18 protein-coding genes are annotated in these 21,232 nt (G+C 66.7%); 12 read left to right on the forward strand and 6 right to left on the reverse strand.

Annotated elements, in window-relative coordinates:
• Positions 1-79: 79 nt before the first annotated feature.
• Positions 80-1,117 (reverse strand): glycosyltransferase, encoded by a 1,038-nt coding sequence (locus H7694_RS05120; protein ID WP_193599082.1) that lies wholly within the window; start codon positions 1,115-1,117, stop codon positions 80-82.
• 118 nt (positions 1,118-1,235) lie between these two features.
• Between H7694_RS05120 and H7694_RS05125 the strand changes: the two genes are divergently transcribed.
• The 11 genes from H7694_RS05125 to H7694_RS05175 all read left to right on the forward strand — a co-directional run bounded on the left by H7694_RS05125 (position 1,236) and on the right by H7694_RS05175 (position 13,704).
• Positions 1,236-2,477 (forward strand): CDP-glycerol glycerophosphotransferase family protein, encoded by a 1,242-nt coding sequence (locus H7694_RS05125; protein WP_193598463.1) that lies wholly within the window; start codon positions 1,236-1,238, stop codon positions 2,475-2,477.
• Positions 2,478-2,486: 9 nt separating this feature from the next.
• A complete protein-coding gene (locus H7694_RS05130) occupies positions 2,487-3,767 on the forward strand; it encodes a CDP-glycerol glycerophosphotransferase family protein (RefSeq protein WP_193598464.1) in 1,281 nt (426 codons plus the stop codon).
• A gap of 1 nt (position 3,768) precedes the next feature.
• On the forward strand, positions 3,769-4,533 hold the full coding sequence (locus tag H7694_RS05135) for a biotin--[acetyl-CoA-carboxylase] ligase (protein ID WP_193598465.1): 765 nt from the start codon (positions 3,769-3,771) through the stop codon (positions 4,531-4,533).
• Between the two features lie 111 nt (positions 4,534-4,644).
• Positions 4,645-5,184 carry a PH domain-containing protein gene (locus H7694_RS05140; RefSeq protein WP_227468300.1) on the forward strand — a complete coding sequence of 180 codons (540 nt, stop codon included), beginning with the start codon at positions 4,645-4,647 and terminating at the stop codon, positions 5,182-5,184.
• 134 nt (positions 5,185-5,318) lie between these two features.
• Positions 5,319-6,443 carry a 5-(carboxyamino)imidazole ribonucleotide synthase gene (locus H7694_RS05145; RefSeq protein WP_193598466.1) on the forward strand — a complete coding sequence of 375 codons (1,125 nt, stop codon included), beginning with the start codon at positions 5,319-5,321 and terminating at the stop codon, positions 6,441-6,443.
• Between the two features lie 126 nt (positions 6,444-6,569).
• Positions 6,570-7,037 (forward strand): 5-(carboxyamino)imidazole ribonucleotide mutase, encoded by a 468-nt coding sequence (gene purE / locus H7694_RS05150; protein ID WP_193599084.1) that lies wholly within the window; start codon positions 6,570-6,572, stop codon positions 7,035-7,037.
• On the forward strand, positions 7,034-8,491 hold the full coding sequence (locus H7694_RS05155; protein WP_193598467.1) for an LCP family protein: 1,458 nt from the start codon (positions 7,034-7,036) through the stop codon (positions 8,489-8,491). The genes purE and H7694_RS05155 overlap by 4 nt, the downstream gene beginning before the upstream one ends.
• Positions 8,492-8,589: 98 nt before the next feature.
• A complete protein-coding gene (locus H7694_RS05160) occupies positions 8,590-9,663 on the forward strand; it encodes a glycosyltransferase (RefSeq protein WP_193598468.1) in 1,074 nt (357 codons plus the stop codon).
• A gap of 264 nt (positions 9,664-9,927) precedes the next feature.
• Positions 9,928-11,955 (forward strand): hypothetical protein, encoded by a 2,028-nt coding sequence (locus tag H7694_RS05165; protein ID WP_227468301.1) that lies wholly within the window; start codon positions 9,928-9,930, stop codon positions 11,953-11,955.
• 122 nt (positions 11,956-12,077) lie between these two features.
• Positions 12,078-12,947 (forward strand): ABC transporter permease, encoded by an 870-nt coding sequence (locus H7694_RS05170; protein ID WP_413782936.1) that lies wholly within the window; start codon positions 12,078-12,080, stop codon positions 12,945-12,947.
• 13 nt (positions 12,948-12,960) lie between these two features.
• Entirely contained in the window at positions 12,961-13,704 is a 744-nt protein-coding gene (locus H7694_RS05175) for an ABC transporter ATP-binding protein (RefSeq protein ID WP_193598470.1), read from the forward strand.
• On the opposite strand, the gene H7694_RS05180 is transcribed toward H7694_RS05175, so the two are convergent.
• The 5 genes from H7694_RS05180 to rfbA are packed head-to-tail and all read right to left on the reverse strand — an operon-like array spanning position 13,694 to position 19,190.
• Positions 13,694-14,596 carry a glycosyltransferase family 2 protein gene (locus H7694_RS05180; RefSeq protein WP_193598471.1) on the reverse strand — a complete coding sequence of 301 codons (903 nt, stop codon included), beginning with the start codon at positions 14,594-14,596 and terminating at the stop codon, positions 13,694-13,696. The genes H7694_RS05175 and H7694_RS05180 overlap by 11 nt on opposite strands.
• Positions 14,593-15,900 (reverse strand): UDP-glucose dehydrogenase family protein, encoded by a 1,308-nt coding sequence (locus tag H7694_RS05185; RefSeq protein WP_193598472.1) that lies wholly within the window; start codon positions 15,898-15,900, stop codon positions 14,593-14,595. The genes H7694_RS05180 and H7694_RS05185 overlap by 4 nt, the downstream gene beginning before the upstream one ends.
• A gap of 4 nt (positions 15,901-15,904) precedes the next feature.
• A complete protein-coding gene (locus H7694_RS05190) occupies positions 15,905-17,326 on the reverse strand; it encodes a sugar nucleotide-binding protein (protein WP_193598473.1) in 1,422 nt (473 codons plus the stop codon).
• Complete coding sequence (gene rfbB / locus H7694_RS05195) at positions 17,323-18,321, reverse strand: dTDP-glucose 4,6-dehydratase (protein ID WP_193598474.1); 999 nt, start codon at positions 18,319-18,321, stop codon at positions 17,323-17,325. The genes H7694_RS05190 and rfbB overlap by 4 nt, the downstream gene beginning before the upstream one ends.
• Entirely contained in the window at positions 18,318-19,190 is an 873-nt protein-coding gene (gene rfbA / locus H7694_RS05200; protein ID WP_193598475.1) for a glucose-1-phosphate thymidylyltransferase RfbA, read from the reverse strand. The genes rfbB and rfbA overlap by 4 nt, the downstream gene beginning before the upstream one ends.
• 109 nt (positions 19,191-19,299) lie before the next feature.
• On the opposite strand from rfbA, the gene H7694_RS05205 reads away from it, so the two are divergent.
• A complete protein-coding gene (locus H7694_RS05205) occupies positions 19,300-21,222 on the forward strand; it encodes a DUF6541 family protein (RefSeq protein ID WP_319805279.1) in 1,923 nt (640 codons plus the stop codon).
• Positions 21,223-21,232 lie beyond the last annotated feature (10 nt).

A 21,232-nucleotide genomic window follows, 5' to 3' on the forward strand; every position in this document is an offset into this window, starting at 1 on the left:
AAGGGTCCAGCCCAACTCTCGTTCCCGTCTGGGTCCCTGAGGCTCTCGAAGGGTCTCAGCAACCCACCTTCCCAGGCGCTCAGGGAAGCGGCGTGTTGCGCTCGCCGAGCCGCGAGGCGTCGACCGTGTCGCCGGCGCCGCGCAGCACACCCGCCAGGAACCCGAGCCCCCAGGCGATGTGCATGGTCGGCAGCACGGCCAGCGTCCACAGCCGCTCACGCAGGCCGCGAGGCCCGCGAGCGATGCCGACACCGCCCAGCCCGACCGCGATCACCAGCAGCGCGTAGACGACGACCGGCACGTACACGAGCGATGCCACCACGGACGCAAGGCCGCGCAGCACCCCGGTCAGCTGCAGCACGCCGACGATCACCGCGAGTGCTGTGATGAGCACCAGCGCGGGCGGCGCGAAGAAGCGCAGACCGTTGCTGCGCCCGTAGCGGCGGACCAGCTCGCCGCGCCACGCACCGGTGGCACGGAACTGCCTGGCCAGCCGCCACCAGTTCTCCCGCGGCCAGTAGGTCACCGACAGAGCCGGATCGAACCAGACCAGGTGCCCGGCCTGCCGGATGCGCAGATTCAGCTCCCAGTCCTCGCCGCGGCGGATCGTCTCGTCGAACAGCCCGACGGCTTCGATGACGTCGCGTCGCATCACCCCGAGGTACGCCGACTCCGCCTCGCCCTCCTGCGCGCCGCCGTGATACGCGCCGCCGCCGAGTCCGACGGGGGAGTTGTACAGGCGCGCGACGGCGCGCTGGAACGGCGTGCGGCCGCCGGCGTGCATGACGCCGCCGACGTTCGCCGCCCCGGTGCGGCTCAGGGTGGCCAGGGCGCGCCGCGCGTATCCGGGCGCGAGCTCGGAGTGCGCGTCGACCCGGATGACGGTGGGATGCCGGCTCGCCCGGATCGCCGCGTTCAACCCGACGGGGATGTGCGCCTGAGGGTTATCGACCAGCCGGATCCGCTCGTCCGCAGCGGCCAGCCGCCGGGCGAGCTCGGTGGTGCCGTCCGTGGAGGGACCGAGTGCGAGCACGAGCTCGGTGGGACCCTCGACGTCCTGCTCCAGCACCGACTGCACCGCGTGCTCGAGATAGTCGATCTCGTTGAGCACGGGCATGACGAACGAGACGCCCTCGGCACCGTTCCCCTGGTTGTCCTGCACCTGTCGATCATGTCACGGGCAGGCGCCGGACCGGCTCGGGCGATTCGGAGGTTGCCCCGCTAGCGTGCGGCGGATGGATGCCATCACCGATGCGAAGAAGGCGTACCGGCTGCTCCGGCGGGCGTTCGCGGCACGGACCGCGCGGCAGCGGGTGCGGGGCATGCTCCTGACGCGGTCACCGCATCCGGCCGGCCGCTTCCGGATCGCCGTGTACTTCGCCGACACCGACGTGAACATGTATCAGATCCGGCAGTGGTACCGCCCTCTGCAGGCGATCGCCGACCGGTTCCCCGTGATCGTGCTCTCGCGCTCGCCGCTGGGTGCCGAGGCGCTGCTGCGCGACGGAGCCCTGCCCGTGGCGTTCGTGCCGCAGATCGACGAGCTCGAACAGGTGCTCGCCGCACAGGACATCCGCATCGTCCTCTACGTGAACCAGAACGCGCGCAACTTCCAGATGTTCCGGTACGCGCAGCGCTGGCACGTGTTCATCAACCATGGTGAGTCCGACAAGATCTACATGGCCAGCAACCAGTACAAGGCCTACGATTACGCGCTGATCGCCGGGCAGATGGCACACGACCGGCTCGCCGAGGCGCTTTGGGACTACGACGTGGATCACCGCACGATCCGCATCGGGCGACCGCAGGCCGACCATTTCGCCGGCGACGTGCCCTACGAGCCCGATGACCGCACGGTCGTGCTCTACGCGCCGACCTGGGAGGGCGACCGCGCCTCGATGAGCTACGGCTCGGTGCTCAGCCACGGCGTCACCCTGGTCGAGCAGCTGCTCGCCTCGGGCCGGCACCGTGTCATCTACCGACCTCATCCGCGCACGGGTGTCATGGACGACGCGTACGGCGCCGCCAGCAGGCGCATCATCGGGATGCTGTCGGCCGCGAACGCCGCCGATCCGGAGGCGCAGCACGTGTATGACGATGGCCCGGAGATCGGCTGGCAGCTGGTCGCCGCCGATGTCGCCATCCTGGACGTGTCGGCGATGATCTACGACCGCCTCGCCACGGGACGGCCGCTGATCGTCACGCGTCCTCGCGATGAGGAGGCCGAGATCGACCGCTCCGGCTACCTCTCCGACTGCGAATGGCTCACGACCGCCGACGCCGCGGACGTGGTCGGCGAGGTGGACCGCGTGCTCCAGGACGACGAGGCCATCGCGCGCCTGGTGCACTGGTCGACGCGTTACTTCGGTGACACCACGCCCGGTGCCGCGACCGCCCGCTTCGCGGACGCGATCCGGGAGCTGTCGGACCGGTGGGAGCGCCACCGCGACCAGGATGCCGGTAGAACCGGGCGTTAAGCTGGAACGATGGGTGTTGTCTCGGACGGGAAGAAGGCGTATCGGCTGCTACGGAAGGCACTCGCCTCACGCACCGCCGTGCAGCGGGTCCGCCGCACCCTCAAAGCCCAGGGCCCGCATCCGCACGGCCATTACAGGGTCGCGGTGTACTTCGCCGACGGCGCCGTGAACATGTATCAGATGCGCCAGTGGTACCGCCCGCTGGCCGAGCTCGCGAAGCACTGGCCGGTCGTGGTGCTCTCCCGCAGCGCCACGGGCGCCGAGAAGCTCATCGAGGAGGACGGCCCGCCGGTGGCGTTCGTGCCCACGGTGCGCAACCTCGAGAAGTTCCTCGCCAAGCAGGACATCCGCGTCGTCCTGTACGTGAACCAGAACACCCGCAACTTCCAGATGTTCCGGTACGGGCGCCGCTGGCATGTGTTCATCAACCACGGCGAGTCCGACAAGATGTACATGACCACCAATCAGTACAAGGCGTATGACTACGCGCTCATCGCCGGGCAGGCCGCCCGCGACCGGCTCAGCCGCACGCTGTGGGATTACGACCTCGACCGTCGCGCGATCGAGATCGGCCGGCCGCAGGCCGACCACTACTCCGGAACCCTGCCGTACACCCCCGATGAGCGCAGGGTCGTGCTGTACGCGCCCACCTGGGAGGGCGACCGTCCTTCGGCCCACTACGGCTCGATCGCCAGCCACGGTGAGCGGCTCATGCGCGCCCTGCTGGCCAGCGACCGACATCGCGTGATCTACCGGCCCCACCCGCGCAGCGGCGTCGTCGATGACGAGTACGGGGCGGCGCACCGCCGCATCCTCGCCGCGATCGAGGCGGCCAACGCCGCCGACCCGGCCGCCCAGCACGTGTACGACGACGGTCCCGATCTCGGCTGGCAGCTCGCGGCGGCCGATGTCGCGATCGTCGACATCTCGGCGATGGTCTACGACCGGCTGGCCTCCGGCAAGCCGCTGCTGATCACCCGGCCCGCCGATGAGCGTGCGTCGATCGACACGTCCGGCTACCTGTCGGCGTGCGAGTGGCTCAGCGTGAGCGGCGCCGACGACATCATCGCCGAAGTGGAGCGCGTGAGCGCCGACCAGGAAGCGGTGTCGCGCCTGCACACCTGGGTGCAGCACTACTTCGGCGACACCACTCCCGGAGCGGCCACGGCCAAGTTCCACGCCGCCATCGAGCAGCTCATGCAGAAGTGGGACGAGTGGCACGCGCGTGACGCCGTCCCGGACGCCGAGCTCGATGACGATGATGACGACGCCTCCGACGACGAGGACTGACATGCACCTGACCCGCACGGCATCCGTGGCCTCCCATCTGCTCGTGCTGCCGGAGTGCGGATCGACCAACGCCGAGCTGCGCCGGCGGGCGGCGGATGCTGCCACGTGGCCGCACCTGTCGGTGCTGATCACCGACACGCAGACCGCGGGCCGGGGCAGGCTCGACCGCACCTGGAGCACGCCGCCCGGGTCGGCGCTCGCCGTGTCGGTGCTGCTGCGGGATCTGCCCGCTGACTTCGAGGTGCGCGGCTGGATCCCGCTCGCGGCCGGCGTCGCGATGACGGATGCCGTGGCAGCCCAGCTGCCCGGCCACGAGGTCGGCTTGAAATGGCCGAACGACATCCTCGTCGGCGGGCGCAAGATCTGCGGCATCCTCGCCGAGGTCACCGGCTCCGCCGTGATCGTCGGCACCGGCATCAACACGGCGATGACGGCCGACCAGCTGCCGGTGCCCACCGCCACCTCGTTCGCCGCGCTCGACGTCGTCGTCGACGCCGACCGTCTCGTCTCCGACTACCTCTCCGGCCTGTCCGCCGCGATCGCCGGACTGGCACGCACCGGGGATGCCGAGTCCGCGGGGGTGCACGCCGCGGCGACGCAGCGCTGCCTCACCCTCGGGCAGGATGTGAACGTCTCGCTGCCCGGCGGCGATGCACTGCACGGCCGGGCCGTGCGCCTGGCCTCGGACGGCCGGCTGGTCGTCGACACCGGCTCGGGGAAGCAGGAGGTCTCGTCGGGCGACGTCGTACACGTCAGGCCCGCCTGACCCGTTCTGTCTGACGAGCACTCCCTGGAGTGGGGCATGGGAACCGAGGGCTGAGCAGGACACACCTGGGCCCCTGAGCCTGCCGAAGGGCCGCGCAGGCACAATGGAGGAGTGACCCAGCCCGTGACGCTCAGCGGACGGCCGATGACGCCGCCGCCCGGTGCGCCCGTCGAGGAACTCCTCGTCGCGCGATTCCGCGGTCATGCCCGCAGGCTGTTCTGGTCGGCGCTGGTGCTCGTCGCCGTGTGCGGAGCCACCGCCTACCTGTACGGGAACCTCCCGGAGGGATTCGAGGACTGGACGCTGCTGGCAGCCGCCGGCGCCGCAGTGCTCGTCCTCGTCGTCGTGCCCTTCCTGGTGTGGCTCTCGCGCTCGTACACGATCACGACCCGCCGGGTCATCGTGCACGACGGGATCGGCGCCCGCCGCCGCCGTGAGCTCGCGCACGCGCGGGGCTACTCGATCGGCGTGCGTCGCGGCCCGCTGCAGCGGGTGTGGGGCGCCGGCACGATCACGCTCAGCAACGGCATCGACGCGCCGCTGCGACTGGTGAACGTGCCCAGCGTGAACCTGGTGAACGAGGTGCTCGCCGATCAGGTCGAGGTGAACCAGATCCTCGCGCACCGCGATGCCCAGGCCACCGGCGCCTGAGATCCCGCTGGGTGCTTCGAGAGCCTCAGCATCCCAGTTGCTCTGGGTCGCACAGCCTGTCAAAGGGCCCGCACCAACCCCGGCACGCACCGAGCCGCACATGCGGAAGAATGGTCACCGACGAAAGGGGCAGGATGACGGTGCGCGTGGGAGTGATCGGCGGAGGACAGCTCGCGAGGATGATGATCGCGCCGGCGGTGGAGCTCGGCATCGATCTGCGCGTGCTCGCCGAGGACGAGGGGATGTCCGCTCAGCTCGCAGCCACCGCGGTCGGCGACTACCGTGACCTCGAGACCGTGCGCGCCTTCGCTCGCGACGTCGACGTCATCACCTTCGACCACGAGCACGTGCCGCAGGACGTGTTGCGCGCGCTCGTCGGCGACGGCGTGCAGGTGCACCCCGGTCCCGACGCCCTGCAGTTCGCCCAGGACAAGCTCGTCATGCGTCGCCGCCTCGCGGAGCTCGGCATCCCGCAGCCGGAATGGGGTGCCGTCCGGGATGCTGACGAACTGCAGGCCTTCATCGACGACCACGGCGGCGGAGCCGTCGTGAAGACCCCGCGCGGCGGCTACGACGGCAAGGGCGTGCGCGTCGTGCGCGCCGGAACCGACGCCGCGGACTGGTTCTCGGATCTCGCCGACGGCGAAGCGCTGCTCGCCGAGGAGCTGGTGTCGTTCACGCGCGAACTCGCCCAGCAGGTCGCCCGCCGTCCCGGCGGCGAGGTCGTCGCCTACCCGGTGGTCGAGACGGTGCAGCGCGACGGCGTGTGCGCCGAGGTCATCGCGCCGGCCCCCGGCGCGAGCATCCGGCTCGCCGAGGTGGCGGAGGGCATCGGACGCGCCATCGCGGAGGGCATCGGCGTGACCGGGATGCTCGCGGTGGAGCTGTTCGAGACCGACGACGAGCGCATCCTCGTCAACGAGCTCGCCATGCGCCCGCACAACAGCGGGCACTGGAGCCAGGACGGCGCCGTGACCGGGCAGTTCGAGCAGCACCTGCGGGCCGTCGCCGATCTGCCGCTCGGACGCACCGAGCCGCGCTCGCCGTGGACCGTCATGGTCAACATCCTCGGCGGCCCCGCCGAGGGCGCCCTGGAGGACCGGTTCGCGGGTGCGATGGCTGAGCATCCGGAGGCCAAGATCCACACCTACGGCAAGGCACCGCGTCCCGGACGCAAGGTCGGGCACGTGAACGTCACCGGCGACGACCTCGACGACGCCGTGTACACGGCTCGTGCCGCCGCCGCACGGTTCCTGTGACCCGCGACGCCGACGGCACGGCCCTGCGCGGGCGTGCCGTTGCGCCGTTCTCCCAGCGGCGCGCCGTAGCCTGTCATGGTGACTGAGCCGCTGCATTCCTCGAGTTCGCCCCTGGTCGGTGTCGTGATGGGTTCCGACTCCGACTGGCGCGTGATGAGCGACGCCTCGCAGGCGCTCACTGACTTCGGCATCCCGCACGAGGTCGAGGTCGTCTCAGCCCACCGCACACCCGACAAGCTGATGAGCTATGCGCGCGAGGCCCGCGGCCGCGGCATCCGCACGATCATCGCCGGCGCCGGCGGAGCCGCGCATCTTCCCGGCATGCTCGCCTCGATGACCGCGCTGCCCGTCATCGGCGTGCCCGTTCCGCTGGCCTACCTCGACGGCATGGACTCGCTGCTGTCGATCGTGCAGATGCCTGCAGGCATCCCTGTGGCCACCGTCTCCATCGGCGGTGCCCGCAACGCCGGCATCCTCGCGGCGCGCATCCTCGGTGCCTCCGACGCCGAACTCGCCGACCGCATCGAGGCGTACGCGCGCGAGCTCGAGGGCCAGGTGGAGCAGAAGAATCAGCGGCTGAAGGACTCGCTGTGACCCTGGCGGCTCCGCGTGCCCCGCATACGGGTGCGCGACCGCTGATCGAGACACGGCCGCTGCGGCATCCTGACAGCCGTGATCCCGCGCTGATGGGACGGCGCGGCTGGTGGCTGCTCGTCATGAACGTGCTGGTGCCTGGTTCGGCGCAGGTGCTCGCAGGCAGCCGGCGGCTGGGTCGCTTCGGGCTCGGGGCCACGCTGCTGGGCTGGCTGCTCGTCATCGTCGCGGCAGGCCTGGCGATCGTGGCGCAGCCCGCCCTGATCTGGCTCACCACGGGGCCCCTGTCGTGGCTCGTGCTCACTGTCGTGCAGGTGCTGCTGATCGGCTACGTGCTGCTGTGGATCGTGCTGACCATCGACGCGCTGCGGCTGGTGCGGCTGGTGAAGGTGCCGACGATCACACGGTGGGCGGCACCCGTTGCGGCGATGGTCGTACTCGCACTTGTCAGCTCCGGCGCGGTGTACGCGTCGACCGTCGCCGCATCCAGCCGGGGCGCGATCGATGCCATCTTCGGCAGCAGCGGACCCAGCCTTCCGCCCAGCGACGGCTACTACAACATCCTGCTGCTCGGTGCCGACAGCGGCGACGGGCGCGACTCGCTGCGCTTCGACAGCATCTCGGTCGCGTCGATCAACGCCGAGACCGGGGCGACGACCATCACCGGCATCCCGCGTGAGCTGCCCAATCCGCCGTTCAGCGAGGGCAGCCCCATGCTCTCCGAGTATCCGGACGGCTTCCGCGGGCACCGCGACAGCACCTGCGGCTGGAGCGGCTGGATGAACCAGATCCGCAACGCCGCCGAGGTGTGCCGCGAGGATCAGGGCACCGGCCTGTACCCGGATGCCGCAGCCCAGGGCTCGGCTCCCGGAATCGAGGCGACCAAGGACGCGGCCGAGGGCGTGCTGGGCATCGAGATTCCGTACTACGTCTTCCTCGACATGAACGGGTTCGCGGCGCTCATCGACGCCCTCGGCGGGGTCGAGATCGAGGTCACCCAGCGGCTGCCGAAGGGTGGCGGCCCCGGGGACACGAACCAGTCCGTCGACGAGTGGGCGATCGGATGGATCGAGCCGGGTCTGCAGCGCATGGACGGTGACACCGCGCAGTGGTACGCGCGCTCCCGGTACACCACGAACGACTGGGACCGGATGAAGCGCCAGCGGCAGCTGCAGGAGGCGATCCTCGCGCAGTTCACGCCCGAGAACGTGCTGTCGAGGTTCAGTGCCATCGCCGACGCGAGCGCAGTACTGGCCGACACCGACCTGCCCAAGGACAAGCTGCCGGAGTTCTTCGACCTGATGCTCAAGGCCAAGAAGCAGCCGGTCACCCGTATCGAACTGACACCGGAGAACGGCGTCGATGAGCACGAGCCCGACTACGACCAGATCCACGAGATGGTCCGGACCGCGCTGCACCCGCCGAAGCCCGAGACCGAGGCACCGTCCGAGTAGGCGGGGCCGGCGCCCACGGCTGGTCCGGATCGGCCGCGGCTCGGGGTGCTTCGGCCGCGCCTCGGGGAAAGCGCGGCGGGCTCGCTTAGGCTGACCACATGAGTGTGCAGTTGCGCGTCGTGCTCGATCAGGCGGCGCAGATCGTCGACGCCGATCAGGCGCGCGCGGCCCTGGCGCTCACCGCCGGGCTGGTCGCGACGGCACCGCGCGGATGCGCGGTCTCTGCGCTGGTTCCGGCCGGCGGCGAGGCGGCGGTGCCCGGTCTTCAGGATGTGCGCACGCTCACGCTCGGCCGGCGCGAGCTGGCCATGGCATGGCGCAGCGGCATCCCCGTGGGCGGTGCGGGCGGACTCATCCACGCGCCGAGTCTGATGGCGCCGCTGGTGCGGCACGATCGCACGCATGACAACGACCAGGTCACCGTGACGCTGTGGGATCTGTGCGCCTGGGAGGCCCCCGAGACCATGCCGAAGGCGCTGGTGGCCTGGCAGCGCGCGATGCTCAAGCGCGCGGTGAAACACGCGGATGCCGTCGTCGTCCCGTCTCACGCGATGGCCGAGCGCCTGGCCGACATCGTGGCGCTGGGCGACCGCGTGCGGGTCATCGCCGGAGCGGCGCCCGAGGGCTTCCACGTGCCGGATGACGCCGAACGACGCCGCCAGGACCTGCAGATCCCCGAGCGGTACGTCGTACTGAACGGTGACGGCGATGATCTCACCGCCGGGTTCCGGGCGGCTGCCGGAGCGGGGGAGCACGTGGTGGTGCTGGATGCCGCCGACGGCACCGAACCGGCCCTCTCGGAGGCGGCCTCGGCGGCCGGGCTTCCCGAGCGGCGCGCCCACATCCGCGGTGCGCTCGGGGATGCCGACCGTGCTGCCGTGCTCGGCGGAGCGGCGGCGTTCGTGGCGACATCCGGCAGGTCGGCGTGGCCGTGGCGGGCCGTCGAGGCGATGACGCTCTCGGTGCCTGTCGTGGCACTCGATTCGGGTGTGCACCTCGATGTCATCGCCGACGGCGGCGCGGTGGTCGCCGCGAACGACCTCGGCGGGGCCCTGGAGGATGCGCTGGCGGCGGGGGAGCGGCGGCTGCGGGTGATCGCTGCCGACCGCGCACGCGCGTTCTCCTGGGGGAGCTCGGCGGAGCGGGTCTGGGCGCTGCACGCCGAACTCTGAAAGATACCTGCGAACGAGGGCGACACGCCGATGGAACGACACCGATATACCGGCTGGCTGGCATCATCCGGCAACATCAGTCACACTATTCACATGCATCCACGCGACACCCGCCGACCGCACGTGTCCCGAACGGCCCGATGGGCGACGACTGTCATCGCCATCATCGCGCTCGTCTTCGGCACTGCAGCGCCGTCGCTGGCAGCAGCTGTGCCGGTCGTTCCCTCGGCTGCGACCGCTGCGACTGGTGTCGCGGGTGGACCGGTGAAGACATCGCTCGCTGGGTTCGCACCCGGCAACATCATCAGTGATGCGGTGTTCACCAACAACACGACGATGACCGAGGCGCAGATCCAGGCGTTCTTCGACTCCAAGGTGAAGACCTGTCGAGGCGGCATCGATGAAGACGGCAAACCGATCATCTGCCTGAAGGACTACCGCACCGACTCGGTCGACAGGCCTGCAGACAGCTACTGCAAGGGATACACCGGCGCCAAGGGCGAGTCGGCCGCGCGAATCATCCACCGCGTGGCGCAGTCCTGCAACATCAATCCGCAGGTGCTCATCGTGATGCTCCAGAAGGAGCAGAGCCTCGTGACTCACACATGGCCCAGCGCCTGGCGCTATGAGAAGGCCCTCGGCCAGGGGTGCCCGGATGACGCACCGTGCGACCCGAAGTATGTCGGCTTCTTCTACCAGATCTACGGCGCAGCTCGTCAGATGCAGCTCTACATGGAGGGGCGTTACTTCACGTGGTATGCACCCGGGAACACCTGGAACGTGCTCTACCACCCGAACCGCGGGTGCGGCACCGCGCCCGTGTACATGGCCAACAAGGCGACCTCGGCCCTGTACTACTACACGCCGTACCAGCCCAACGCGGCGGCCCTGCGCGCCGGTTACGGCACGGGTGACTCATGCTCGAGCTACGGCAACCGCAACTTCTACAACTACTTCACCGACTGGTTCGGCTCGACGCAGTATCCCGACGGGCCCATCGTCAACGCTGGCCGGGACATCTACCTCATCACCAACGGAACGGCTCACCACATCACCGCCGACGTCTGGGCGCAGTACCGCGCAGCCTTCGGCGATCCTGTGCCCACAAGCAGCGCTCATATCGCCTCGCTGGCCCAGGGGGCCAAGGCGACCCTGTTCCTCCACGATCAGGGTGCGGGCACCGTCGCCTATCTCGATGGCGGGAAGACGCACCGTTTCCCCACGTGTGATCTTGTAGTGGCCTGGGGTGGAGACTGTCAGGCGGCTCTCACTCGCCTCGATTCAGAGGACTTCACCCAGCCGGGCGCGGGTGCGGAGATGACCGCGCGCGCGAGCGTGGCTGGGGACGCAAGGCTCTTCCTGCTTGAGGGCCGTGAACTTGTGCCGTACGAGTCGGCCGCCGCGCTCCAGGCATGGGGGCACGAGACAACGGGGTTCTACGTGGCTACCATGCCTGCTGCCACTGCCGCCAGGTATCGGGCACTCCCCACGCGGTTCGTCCCAGGCCAGTTCGTCGTTGCCACTGGTGCGACTCGGGTCTATCTGCCTACAGCTGACGGAGAACTCCACTACCTCCCGTCGTTCGATACCGCGAGAAGCCTGGGACTGCCAACATCCGTGAAGCGGGTCAGTGCCGAAGCGGTGAAGTCGAATAGGGTCACGACGACCCTCGGCCCGTTTGTACTGTGCGATGCCAAGACTTATTTCGGCGCCGGAGGAGCGCTCCATCGTGTGGATGGAAACTACGGTTTCACGCCAGTCGCCCTCGACGCCACGACATGTGGCAGGTTGCGGATCGCTGACGACACGGAGAAGGTTCTGTTCGTCAAGGCCTCTGCCGATCCGGCGGTCTATACTCCGATCCAGGGACGATTCAGCCACGTCGCCAACCCCGCGACGCTCAGCATCCTGAATGGTGCGGGTAGCATTCGTATCGTCTCGGTCACCAGCGGTGAGCTGAGCAGGCTCCCGAAGGGCGAGCAGATCCGCACGGACATCGGATTCGTCACAACACCTTCTGATGGGCGCGTGTACCTGTCTGACGCTGGTCGCCTAGTCTATCTGACGAGTTGGACGATCGCTGACGCACTCGGCATGCCGCGGATTGTCGTACCGATCTCCGACAAAGCGGCCGCGGCCATGTCGAAGGAGGGCAACGTCACGACTCTGGTCGAATGCTACGGACGTCTGTACCGGGGCGACGGAGGCGTCCTGAGGCGCGTCTCGGACGCGGGCGGCGAGATGGTGACGATCCTGTCGTCCGCCAACTGCGCCACTCTGCGGTTTGGCTGACGCTACCACCTTTCGCGAGTGCTCTACCTGAAGCTTCGGCCTGAACGCAGCGTCCAGGGCAACGGATTAGAATCAGGTGGAGCGCGGCCCGACAGCGGTTCGCTGCAAGGAGGAGTTGGGTGATCGAGCCGTTGGACGTTGTCGACGCGCGCTTGTATCAAGCGCCCGGCCGGGGTCGCGGGGTGCTGGATGTGTTCCGGAGGCGGTATCTGCTGCGACTTCTGGTGCGCAAGGCCACAGCCACGCGATACCGCAATTCCCTGCTGGGGTGGACCTGGTCCTATGTGAAACCGTTCTCGCAGTTCGCGGTCTACTTCTTCGTGATGGGGATCATCCTCAACATCCACAGAGAAGTCGACAACTTCGCGATATACCTTTTCTCCGGCATCGTGATCGTGAACCTCTTCAACGAGGGGTTCAGCAACGCAACGAACTCGATCATCGACAACGGCGCGCTCGTGCGCAAGATCTACCTGCCGAGGGAGCTCTTCCCTGTTGCCGCGATCATCGTCGCCTTCGTGCATTTCCTGCCGCAGGTGGCCGTGCTGCTCGTCATCTGCTTGTTGCTGGGATGGACACCGTCGCTCGTCGGCTTGGCTGCGATCCTTGGCGGGGTGCTGCTGGTGCTTGTGTTCGCGATCGGATTGGGCTTGTTCTTCGGCGGTATCAACGTGCGATTCCGCGACGCACAGAACCTCGTTGAGATCATCCGGATGTTCTCCACATGGACGTCTCCGGTGCTGTACATGTGGACGCTCGTCGTAGACAAGATGCCAGCCTGGCTCTTCCATATCTACATGTCGAATCCGCTGACGGTGGCGGTCGAACTCTTCCATGTAGGATTCTGGGAGCCAACCGCATCAGCCACGCCCGGCCTCCCTCCAGCCTTCGGTCTCTACTCCCTTGCCGCCATCGCGATCACTCTCGTGGTGCTGATCATCGGTCAGACCGTGTTCCGGCGCTTCGAGCGCACTTTCGCCCAGGACCTGTGAACGCATGCAAGACATGATCGCGGTTCAGACCGCAACACCTCCTACGATCATCGTTGAGAACGTCTCAAAATACTTCCTCAGACGCAACTCGCACTCTTTCAAAGAGGCGGCGATCGGCTGGCTTCAGCGCAAGAAGGTGGGCACCGACCAGTTCCTGGCGCTGGACGACATCAGCTTCCAGGTCGGGGAGGGCGAGTCTGTCGCAATCCTCGGGATGAACGGTTCGGGGAAGTCCACGACGCTCAAGCTGGTTTCGGGCGTGCTCGAGCCGGACTCCGGCCGAGTTCTCACCCGCGGCCGCGTCGCCGGCCTGATCGAGGTGGGTGCGGGATTCCATCCCGACCTCTCAGGTCGCGAGAACGTCTTCCTGAATGCCGCGATTCTCGGCATGTCGCGTAAGGAGACTGAGGAGAAGTTCGATGACATCGTAGAGTTCTCCGAGATCGGCGACTTCATCGATCAGGAAGTCAAGCACTACTCCTCGGGAATGTTCATGCGTCTGGCATTCTCCGTGGCGATCCACGTCAAGCTCGATACGCTTCTCGTCGACGAAGTTCTCAGCGTCGGAGATGCCCCATTCCGGGCGAAGTGCGCAGTCAAGATCAAAGAGCTGACAGCTCGGGGCGTGACGATGCTCGTTGTGAGTCACGACATCGGAATGGTGAAGGAGCTCTGCACGCGAGGAATCGTGATCTCCAAGGGAAAGAAGATCTTCGACGGGACCATCGAGGATGCCGTCGAGCGACTCAAAGCTTGAGGGTCCGGCGCAGACGACGTGCGAGGCGTCGCCAGAGCGATGAGGCGGCGATCTCGGCTCGGAGGCCGTCCTCGACATCGACGAAGCGTTGATCGATGAACTTCGTCAGATAGAGGACGAGTCCAGTGCCGTTGTCACCCACCCAACGGCGCAGAGCTTCGTCGCGGATGCTCGCATCATAGCGAGCATGGTCGCTGCGGGCACCAGACACGCTGTTCGCCGAGGTGCCGGTCGCAAGGCGACGCTGATGCCAATATGCGAGGGGTTCGTCTCCGAGGTACTCCAGCCCGCCGCGCGAGAGCACCTTCAGGTTGAAGTCCCAATCGCCCACGACGGGGAGTCTCTCATCGTAAAGCCCGAGTTCGGCATGCAGATCGCGTCGGTACAGGAACCCGATCGGCACGAAGCGGTTGAAGAGCAGAGCGTCTCCGAGCAGCGGTGCCGTCAGCTGCGCTTGGAACTCCTCCCGTCCGTCCTCGATGAAGCGGCCGTCCTTCTCCTGTTCCCAGATGATCTCGATACGTGACACGACACCCTGTCGCTCAGGGTTGCGGTCGAGGTACTCCACCGCGCGGGACAGAAAGCTGGGGTGCCACGAGTCATCGTCATCGTGGAGCACGAGGTAGTCGCCTGAAGCCGCAAGCACCCCCGCGTTCGCCGCGACCCAGCGACCTCGCGACTCTGCATGATCGATCACCCGGATGCGTGCACGGTCCGTCGAATCGCGCAGCGCGCTCACGACCGCGGCGACTCTGATCGGGTCACCGCCGTCGTTTATGATGATCGCCTCCCAGTTGTCGAGCGTCTGCGCGGTGATGCTCGCGAGTGCACGTGTCAGGAAGTCCGCACGATCCTTGGTCCGGACGATGACGCTGACGCGGGGGCTGGTCACGGACGCCCCATCCCGTGGTACGTCCAACCGGCAGCCCGCCAGGTAGCGGGGTCGAGGCAGTTGCGCGCATCGACGATCGTACGAGCCGGCGTCTGCGTGGCCAGCTCGCTGGGCGAGAGGTCACGGAATTGCTTCCACTCAGTCGCGATCACGATGAGCTCGGCCCGCTGGACCGCTTCGTCGACGGAATTGGCGAAGCGGAGATCCGGGGCCACCCGGCGTGCAGTCTCGTTGGCTGCAGGATCAAATGCATGCACAGTGGCGCCGGCTTCGTGGAGTCGGCGTGCAACGTCGAGCGCGGGGGAGTCCCGGGTGTCATCGGAATCAGGCTTGAATGCCAGTCCGAGCAGCGCCACGTGATGTCCGCGGGCGTCGCCGTCGAACGCGTCGATGACCAGGCCGGCGACGCGGTGACGACGACGCAGGTTGATCGCATCAACCTCGTGGAGGAACTGCACAGCCTGGCCGACGCCGAGCTCCTCAGCACGCGCGGAGAAGGCACGGATATCCTTCGGCAGACAGCCACCGCCGAAGCCGATCCCCGCGTTCAGGAAGCGTCGACCGATGCGAGCATCGAAACCGATCGCATCCGCCAGCTGCGTGACGTCCGCGCCGGTGACTTCCGCGATCTCGGCCATCGCATTGATGAACGAGATCTTGGTCGCCAGGAACGCGTTCGCCGAGACCTTCACCAGTTCGGCCGTTGCATAGTCGGTCACGATGCGGGGAGTGCCCTTGGCGAGCACGGAGCGGTAGATCTGGTCCAGGAGCGCGACATCGTCCGCAGCTGATCCGACGTTCGCGACCCCGTACACCAGGCGGTCAGGTTCGAGCGTGTCCTTGATCGCGAACCCCTCACGGAGGAACTCGGGGTTCCAGAGGAGGTGCGCTCCCGTGGGTCGGATGCTCTCCGCAAGCCGGTTGGCTGTTCCGACGGGAACGGTCGACTTGCCGATCACCAGATCGCCCGGACGCAGTATGGGTATCAACGATTCGATCGCGCCGTCGACGTAGCTGAGGTCTGCACCATCGCCCTCGGCACGCTGTGGTGTTCCGACGGCGATGAAATGCGCAGCAGCACCCGCAGCTTCAGAGATCTCAGACGAGAACGTCAGCGCACCGCCTTGCACGGTCTCGCTGAGGAGTTGATCCAGACCAGGCTCGAAAAACGGTGCCCGTCCCGCTCGCAGCATCTCGATGCGCGCGGCATCGACGTCGACACCGACGACTTCATGCCCCAAAGAGGCCATCGCAGTCGCGTGTACGGCACCGAGATAGCCGCATCCGATGACACTCAGCTTCATCCGATCAGTCCTTCAACTCGTTGACGTAGGCGCGTAGTGACTCGTCGACCGCGGTGGGAGAGAAACCCGTGGCCATCACCTTCGTCAGATCCAATACGCTGTTGCGTGGTCTGGGAGCGATCGGACCGGTCGCCGACGCGAAATAATCATCAGTCGACACGCCGGTGACCCGCTTCGGGTCGTGGCCGGCGAGGCGGAACACCTCCTCGGCGATCGTGGCCCAGGACTTGGGCTCACCCGCTCCGGTGACGTTGTAGACACCATATGGTGCATGCGTCTCGTACAGGTGCACGATGGCATCAGCGATATCCGCGGTGAACGTGAGGCGCCCGATCTGATCGTCGACGACGCGGGGATCGATTCCACGCTCGGCGAGTGAATGCATCGTTCGTACGAAGTTCGCCCCGTCTCCGATCACCCAGGACGTGCGTACGATGTAGTGACGCGCCGCTGTCGAGACGGCGAGGTCGCCGGCTGCCTTGGTCTGTCCATAGACGCCAAGGGGCCGGACGGGAGCGTTCTCCGCATACGCGCCCGCCGCCGCACCATCGAAGACGTAGTCGCTCGAGACATGCACCAGCGTGATGCCATGAGAGTCGGCCACCCGTGCCAACGAAGCAACGGCTGCGGCGTTGGTGGCCCAAGCCTGTTCGCGGCCTTCGGGAGTTTCCGCTGTGTCCACCGCGGTGTAAGCGGCGGCATTGATGATCAGGCCGTAGTCGCGCCACCGACGCGCGTCATCGAGGCTCCCGGAACCGAGGTCGAGCTCGGCTCTCGACGCGTATTCGATATGCGGGGCGTCGCCCAGTCGTTCGCGTAGAGCATGGCCCAGCTGTCCTGACGCACCCAACACGAGAATTCGTCGCGGAGGCACCGGCGTCGCGTCCTCAAGTCGAGGATGCGCCTTGTCCTTGTCGGAGACCTCGACCTGATCGAGTGGGATCGGCCAGGCGATTGCCGCCGTCTCGTCCGCGAGATTGAGGAACGAATACGACGCGTCCGGCGACCAGTGATCGTTCACCAGGTAGGTGTAAGCAGTATCGGCTTCCAGAGTCTGGTAGGAGTTCCCAACTCCGCGAGGCACGAAGATCGCTCGCGACGGGTCGAGTTCAGTGGTGAAGACAGCACCGAACGTCGGCCCCTCGCGGAGGTCCACCCAGGCACCGAAGATCCGGCCTGTCGCCACCGATACCCACTTGTCCCAGGGTTCCGCGTGGATGCCGCGAGTGGTACCTACAGCATCGTTGAAGGAAATGTTGTTCTGCACAGGCCCGAAGTCCTCGAGGCCGTGGGCGAGCATCTTCTCCCGTTGCCAGTTCTCTTTGAACCAGCCCCGTGAATCGCCGTGCACCGGAAGTTCGAAGACGACGAGTCCGGGAATCGGGGTCTCGATCCGCTCGAGCTTCTTGCCGAATCGCGTGCTCACTGGCCCTTGCCCGCGTAGAACGCCTCGACGGCATCCTTGGACGGCGCCCACCAGTCTTCGTTGTCGCGATACCACTGGATGGTCGCTGCGAGGCCCGCTTCGAAATCGGAGAACTGCGGTGACCAGCCGAGTTCATCACGCAACCGCGTCGAGTCAATCGCATACCGCAGGTCGTGGCCGGCGCGGTCGGTGACGTGGTCATAGGCGTCAGCCGGCTGACCCATCTCGGTGAGAATAAGCTCGACAACGGACTTGTTGTCCTTCTCGCCATCAGCGCCGATCAGGTATGTCTCACCAATGTTGCCATGCTCCAGGATCGTCAGGACTGCGGATGAGTGATCGTCGGCGTGGATCCAGTCACGAACGTTCTGGCCCGCGCCGTAAAGCTTTGGGCGGATGCCGCGGATCACGTTGGTGATCTGCCGAGGAATGAACTTCTCGACGTGCTGGTAGGGGCCGTAATTGTTAGAGCAGTTCGAGATCGTCGCACGGACCCCGAAAGAGCGGACCCACGCACGTACGAGCAGGTCGCTGCCGGCTTTGGTCGAGGAGTACGGTGACGATGGGTTGTACGGTGTCGACTCGGTGAATCGTTCGGGATCGTCGAGCTCCAGGTCGCCGTATACCTCGTCGGTCGAGATGTGGTGCAATCGGACGTCGTGACGTCGGGCTGCTTCGAGCAGCGTGTACGTGCCGACGATGTTCGTTTCGAGGAACGGGCGCGGGTCGTTCAGCGAATTGTCGTTGTGCGACTCCGCGGCGTAGTGCACGACGGCATCCGTGTCCTCGAACAGTGCGTCGACCAGGCCGGTATCCGTGATGCTGCCGTGGACGAACGTCATCCGATTCTCGGGGATGCCCTCCAGGGAGCGACGGTTACCGGCATATGTGAGAGCATCGAGCACAGTGACGTGGTGGTCCGTGTTTGCGACGACGTGATGGACGAAGTTGGAGCCGATGAAGCCAGCCCCTCCGGTGACGAGCAGACGGCTCATGCGCGACCTCTCTTGAGAATGTCCATGAGATACGCACCGTACCCCGACTTGACCAGTGCCTCGGCTCGATCGCTCAGCTGGTCGTCACTGAGGAAGCCCTGACGCCAGGCAACCTCCTCGGGGACACCGATCTTCATCCCGGTACGGCGTTCCATGGTTCGGACGTACTCGGCAGCATCGGTCATCTGATCGAACGTACCTGTGTCCAGCCACGCCGTGCCCCGCGGAAGCACCTCGACCTGCAGCTTGCCGCGACTCAGATACTCACGGTTGATATCGGTGATCTCGTATTCGCCGCGCGCACTGGGCGCGAGATTGCGAGCGATCTCGATCACATCGTTGTCGTAGAAGTAGAGCCCGGGAACCGCGTAATTGCTCCGCGGAGACACAGGCTTCTCCTCGAGCGAGATCGCTCGCCCGTCTGCGTCGAACTCCACCACACCGTACGCCTGAGGTTCTGCGACCCAGTAGGCGAAGACGGCGCCGCCGTCGACGTTTTCGAAACGCTGCAGACGACTTCCCAGCCCGGGGCCGTACAGCAGATTGTCGCCAAGGACAAGTGCGACCGAATCGTCACCGATGAAATCGGCACCGATGGTGAACGCCTGCGCCAGACCGTCCGGCGACGGCTGCTGGGCGAAGGTCAGGCTGACCCCGTACTGAGACCCGTCGCCGAGCAGACGTTCGAAATGCGCGGCGTCATGTGGGGTGGTGATCACGAGAATCTCGCGGATGCCTGCGAGCATCAGCGTCGAGAGCGGATAGTAGACCATCGGCTTGTCATAGACCGGGATCAACTGCTTGGAGACGCCCAGCGTGATCGGGTGCAGACGCGTGCCGGACCCGCCGGCGAGAATAATGCCCTTCACAGCATCTATCTTGACATACCCCTCCTGGGCTCCATGAGGGGCCGCCTTGAGTGACGGCGGCTATCCTGTGGAGGCTCCCTTCCCGCTCCGACAGACAGGCCCCGTGTCGATGTTCGCCGTCGCCCTTTCCGCGCTACTCCTGGTGGCTGTTCTCGCCCTCGTCGGCGGCGCCCTCGCATGGTCAGTGGGACTGCGGGGGTACTGGCTGATCGGCGCAACAGCGCCGTTCGGACTCAGCTCGATCGCGATCTCGAGCACCCTGGCCCCCGTCGTCGGTCTTGACTGGTCGATTCTGCCCCTCGTCGTCATGACTGCCGTGTTGGTGGCCGGTATCTCCGCGATCAGGCTGAAGGTGCTGCGCAGTGCGGGCGCCGTGACCTCGGATGATCCTCCCCGGCTCGGCTGGATCCTTGTGGCGATCACCGGTGCGGCAGCTCTTCTCGCTTGGCGGGTCGTGGCCGTGTTCGGTGGGTCCGAAGCGATCTCGCAGACCTTCGACAACGTCTTCCATCTGAATGCGGTGCGGTACATACTCGACGCGGGCTCGGCATCGTCATTGGACGTCGGCGGTCTCACCGGCGCGATGGGGTTCTACCCTGCGGTCTGGCACGCGACCGCGGCGTTGGCGGTCCAGCTCGCCGGAGTCTCCGTTCCTGCCGCCGTCCAAGCAGTGACGCTGGTCGTCTGTGCGGCGGTGTGGCCGCTCAGTGCCATGCTCCTGACCAGCGCGCTGTTCGGTTCCTCACGCGCGGTGCTGCTCTCGACAGCCGTGGTGGTCACCGCGATCCCCGCGTTTCCTCTGCTGATGATGGACTACGGCGTGCTCTACCCGTTCCAGCTCTCGCTCGCGCTGCTGCCTGCGGCGCTGGCGTTCACCGTGCGAATGCTGGCGCAACGGAAACCGGGGGACGGCGCATCCGGTTGGTGGGTCTTCTCACTGCTCGGCACGTTGCCCGGGCTGATGCTCAGCCACCCCGGAGGTTTCGTGGCGTGGCTCGCGCTGTCCGTCCCATTGTTCTTCCTGTTCTTCCTGCGGCAAGGGCGGGCGGCCGTCACCGTGCGCAGCAGGCTGGCGGTCGCAGCATGCGCCGCCGCCTATCTCGGCGCGGGTTACCTGCTCATCAAGGTGCTCCGCCCTGCATTGGAAGCACGGCTCTGGCCGCCCGTGATGTCCACCTCGGCTGCGCTGTGGCAGGTGGCATCGGTGAGTGCATTCACGGGAGTCAGCGCGGTCCTCATCGCAGTCGCCGTCATCGCCGGCGGCATCCTCGTAGTGCTCAAGCGTTCGCCCGCGTTGTGGGCGTCGTTCGGCATCTGGGCAGTCGGCGGACTTCTGTTCGTCGTGGCAGCCAGTATCGACCACTGGCTGGTGCGCGACACCCTGACCGGAAGCTGGTATAACAACTGGCCTCGGCTCGCGGCGGTATTCGCTGTCGCGGTAGTGCCCCTGGCAGTGGCCGGCCTCGTCGGCGCCGTCAGGGTGGTTGCCCGTGCGTACCCGCGCGTGGCCGTGGCGCGCGCGGGTAGCGCGGCGACGATCGTGGGGTTCGTCATCTGCGCAGCTGCGGCCCAGATCCCCGCGATGCCCGCCGCGCAAGAGGCAGCCCACCGCAATTACGTCATGAGCGTCGACGCCAAACTGCTGTCGCCTGACGAACTCGCGTTGCTGCAACGGCTGACGCGCCATGTCCCGGAGGACGCCGTGATAGCGGGCAACCCGTATACCGGGACTGCGCTGGCGTACGCCTACGCGGATAGACAGGTGCTCATGCCGCACATGCTGATGTACCTGACTGCCGATGGCCATGCTGTGAATGACGGTTTGGATGACGCAGCCGATGACCCCCGGGTGTGTCAGGCCGTGCTCGATCTCGGCGTCACCCATGTGCTCGACTTCGGTGACCGTGAAGTGCACGGCGGACACCATGATTACCCGGGACTCGATGATCTCGCGGCGTCAGCCGCAGTCGCCTTGGTCGATGAGCAGGGTGATGCTCGACTGTATCGGGTGAGGGCTTGCGGTCTCGGATAGACCGTCCCCA

This window comes from Microbacterium sp. YJN-G (genome assembly GCF_015040615.1).
Classification (GTDB): domain Bacteria; phylum Actinomycetota; class Actinomycetes; order Actinomycetales; family Microbacteriaceae; genus Microbacterium.

Bases quoted from the DNA above. Each gene is read 5' to 3' on its own strand.
- H7694_RS05120 (WP_193599082.1), bottom strand. From the start codon at position 1,117: ATGCCCGTGCTCAACGAGATCGACTATCTCGAGCACGCGGTGCAGTCG.
- H7694_RS05125 (WP_193598463.1), top strand. From the start codon at position 1,236: ATGGATGCCATCACCGATGCGAAGAAGGCGTACCGGCTGCTCCGGCGG.
- H7694_RS05130 (WP_193598464.1), top strand. From the start codon at position 2,487: ATGGGTGTTGTCTCGGACGGGAAGAAGGCGTATCGGCTGCTACGGAAG.
- H7694_RS05135 (WP_193598465.1), top strand. From the start codon at position 3,769: ATGCACCTGACCCGCACGGCATCCGTGGCCTCCCATCTGCTCGTGCTG.
- H7694_RS05145 (WP_193598466.1), top strand. From the start codon at position 5,319: ATGACGGTGCGCGTGGGAGTGATCGGCGGAGGACAGCTCGCGAGGATG.
- purE (WP_193599084.1), top strand. From the start codon at position 6,570: ATGGGTTCCGACTCCGACTGGCGCGTGATGAGCGACGCCTCGCAGGCG.
- H7694_RS05160 (WP_193598468.1), top strand. From the start codon at position 8,590: ATGAGTGTGCAGTTGCGCGTCGTGCTCGATCAGGCGGCGCAGATCGTC.
- H7694_RS05175 (WP_193598470.1), top strand. From the start codon at position 12,961: ATGATCGCGGTTCAGACCGCAACACCTCCTACGATCATCGTTGAGAAC.
- H7694_RS05185 (WP_193598472.1), bottom strand. From the start codon at position 15,900: ATGAAGCTGAGTGTCATCGGATGCGGCTATCTCGGTGCCGTACACGCG.
- rfbB (WP_193598474.1), bottom strand. From the start codon at position 18,321: ATGAGCCGTCTGCTCGTCACCGGAGGGGCTGGCTTCATCGGCTCCAAC.
- H7694_RS05205 (WP_319805279.1), top strand. From the start codon at position 19,300: ATGTTCGCCGTCGCCCTTTCCGCGCTACTCCTGGTGGCTGTTCTCGCC.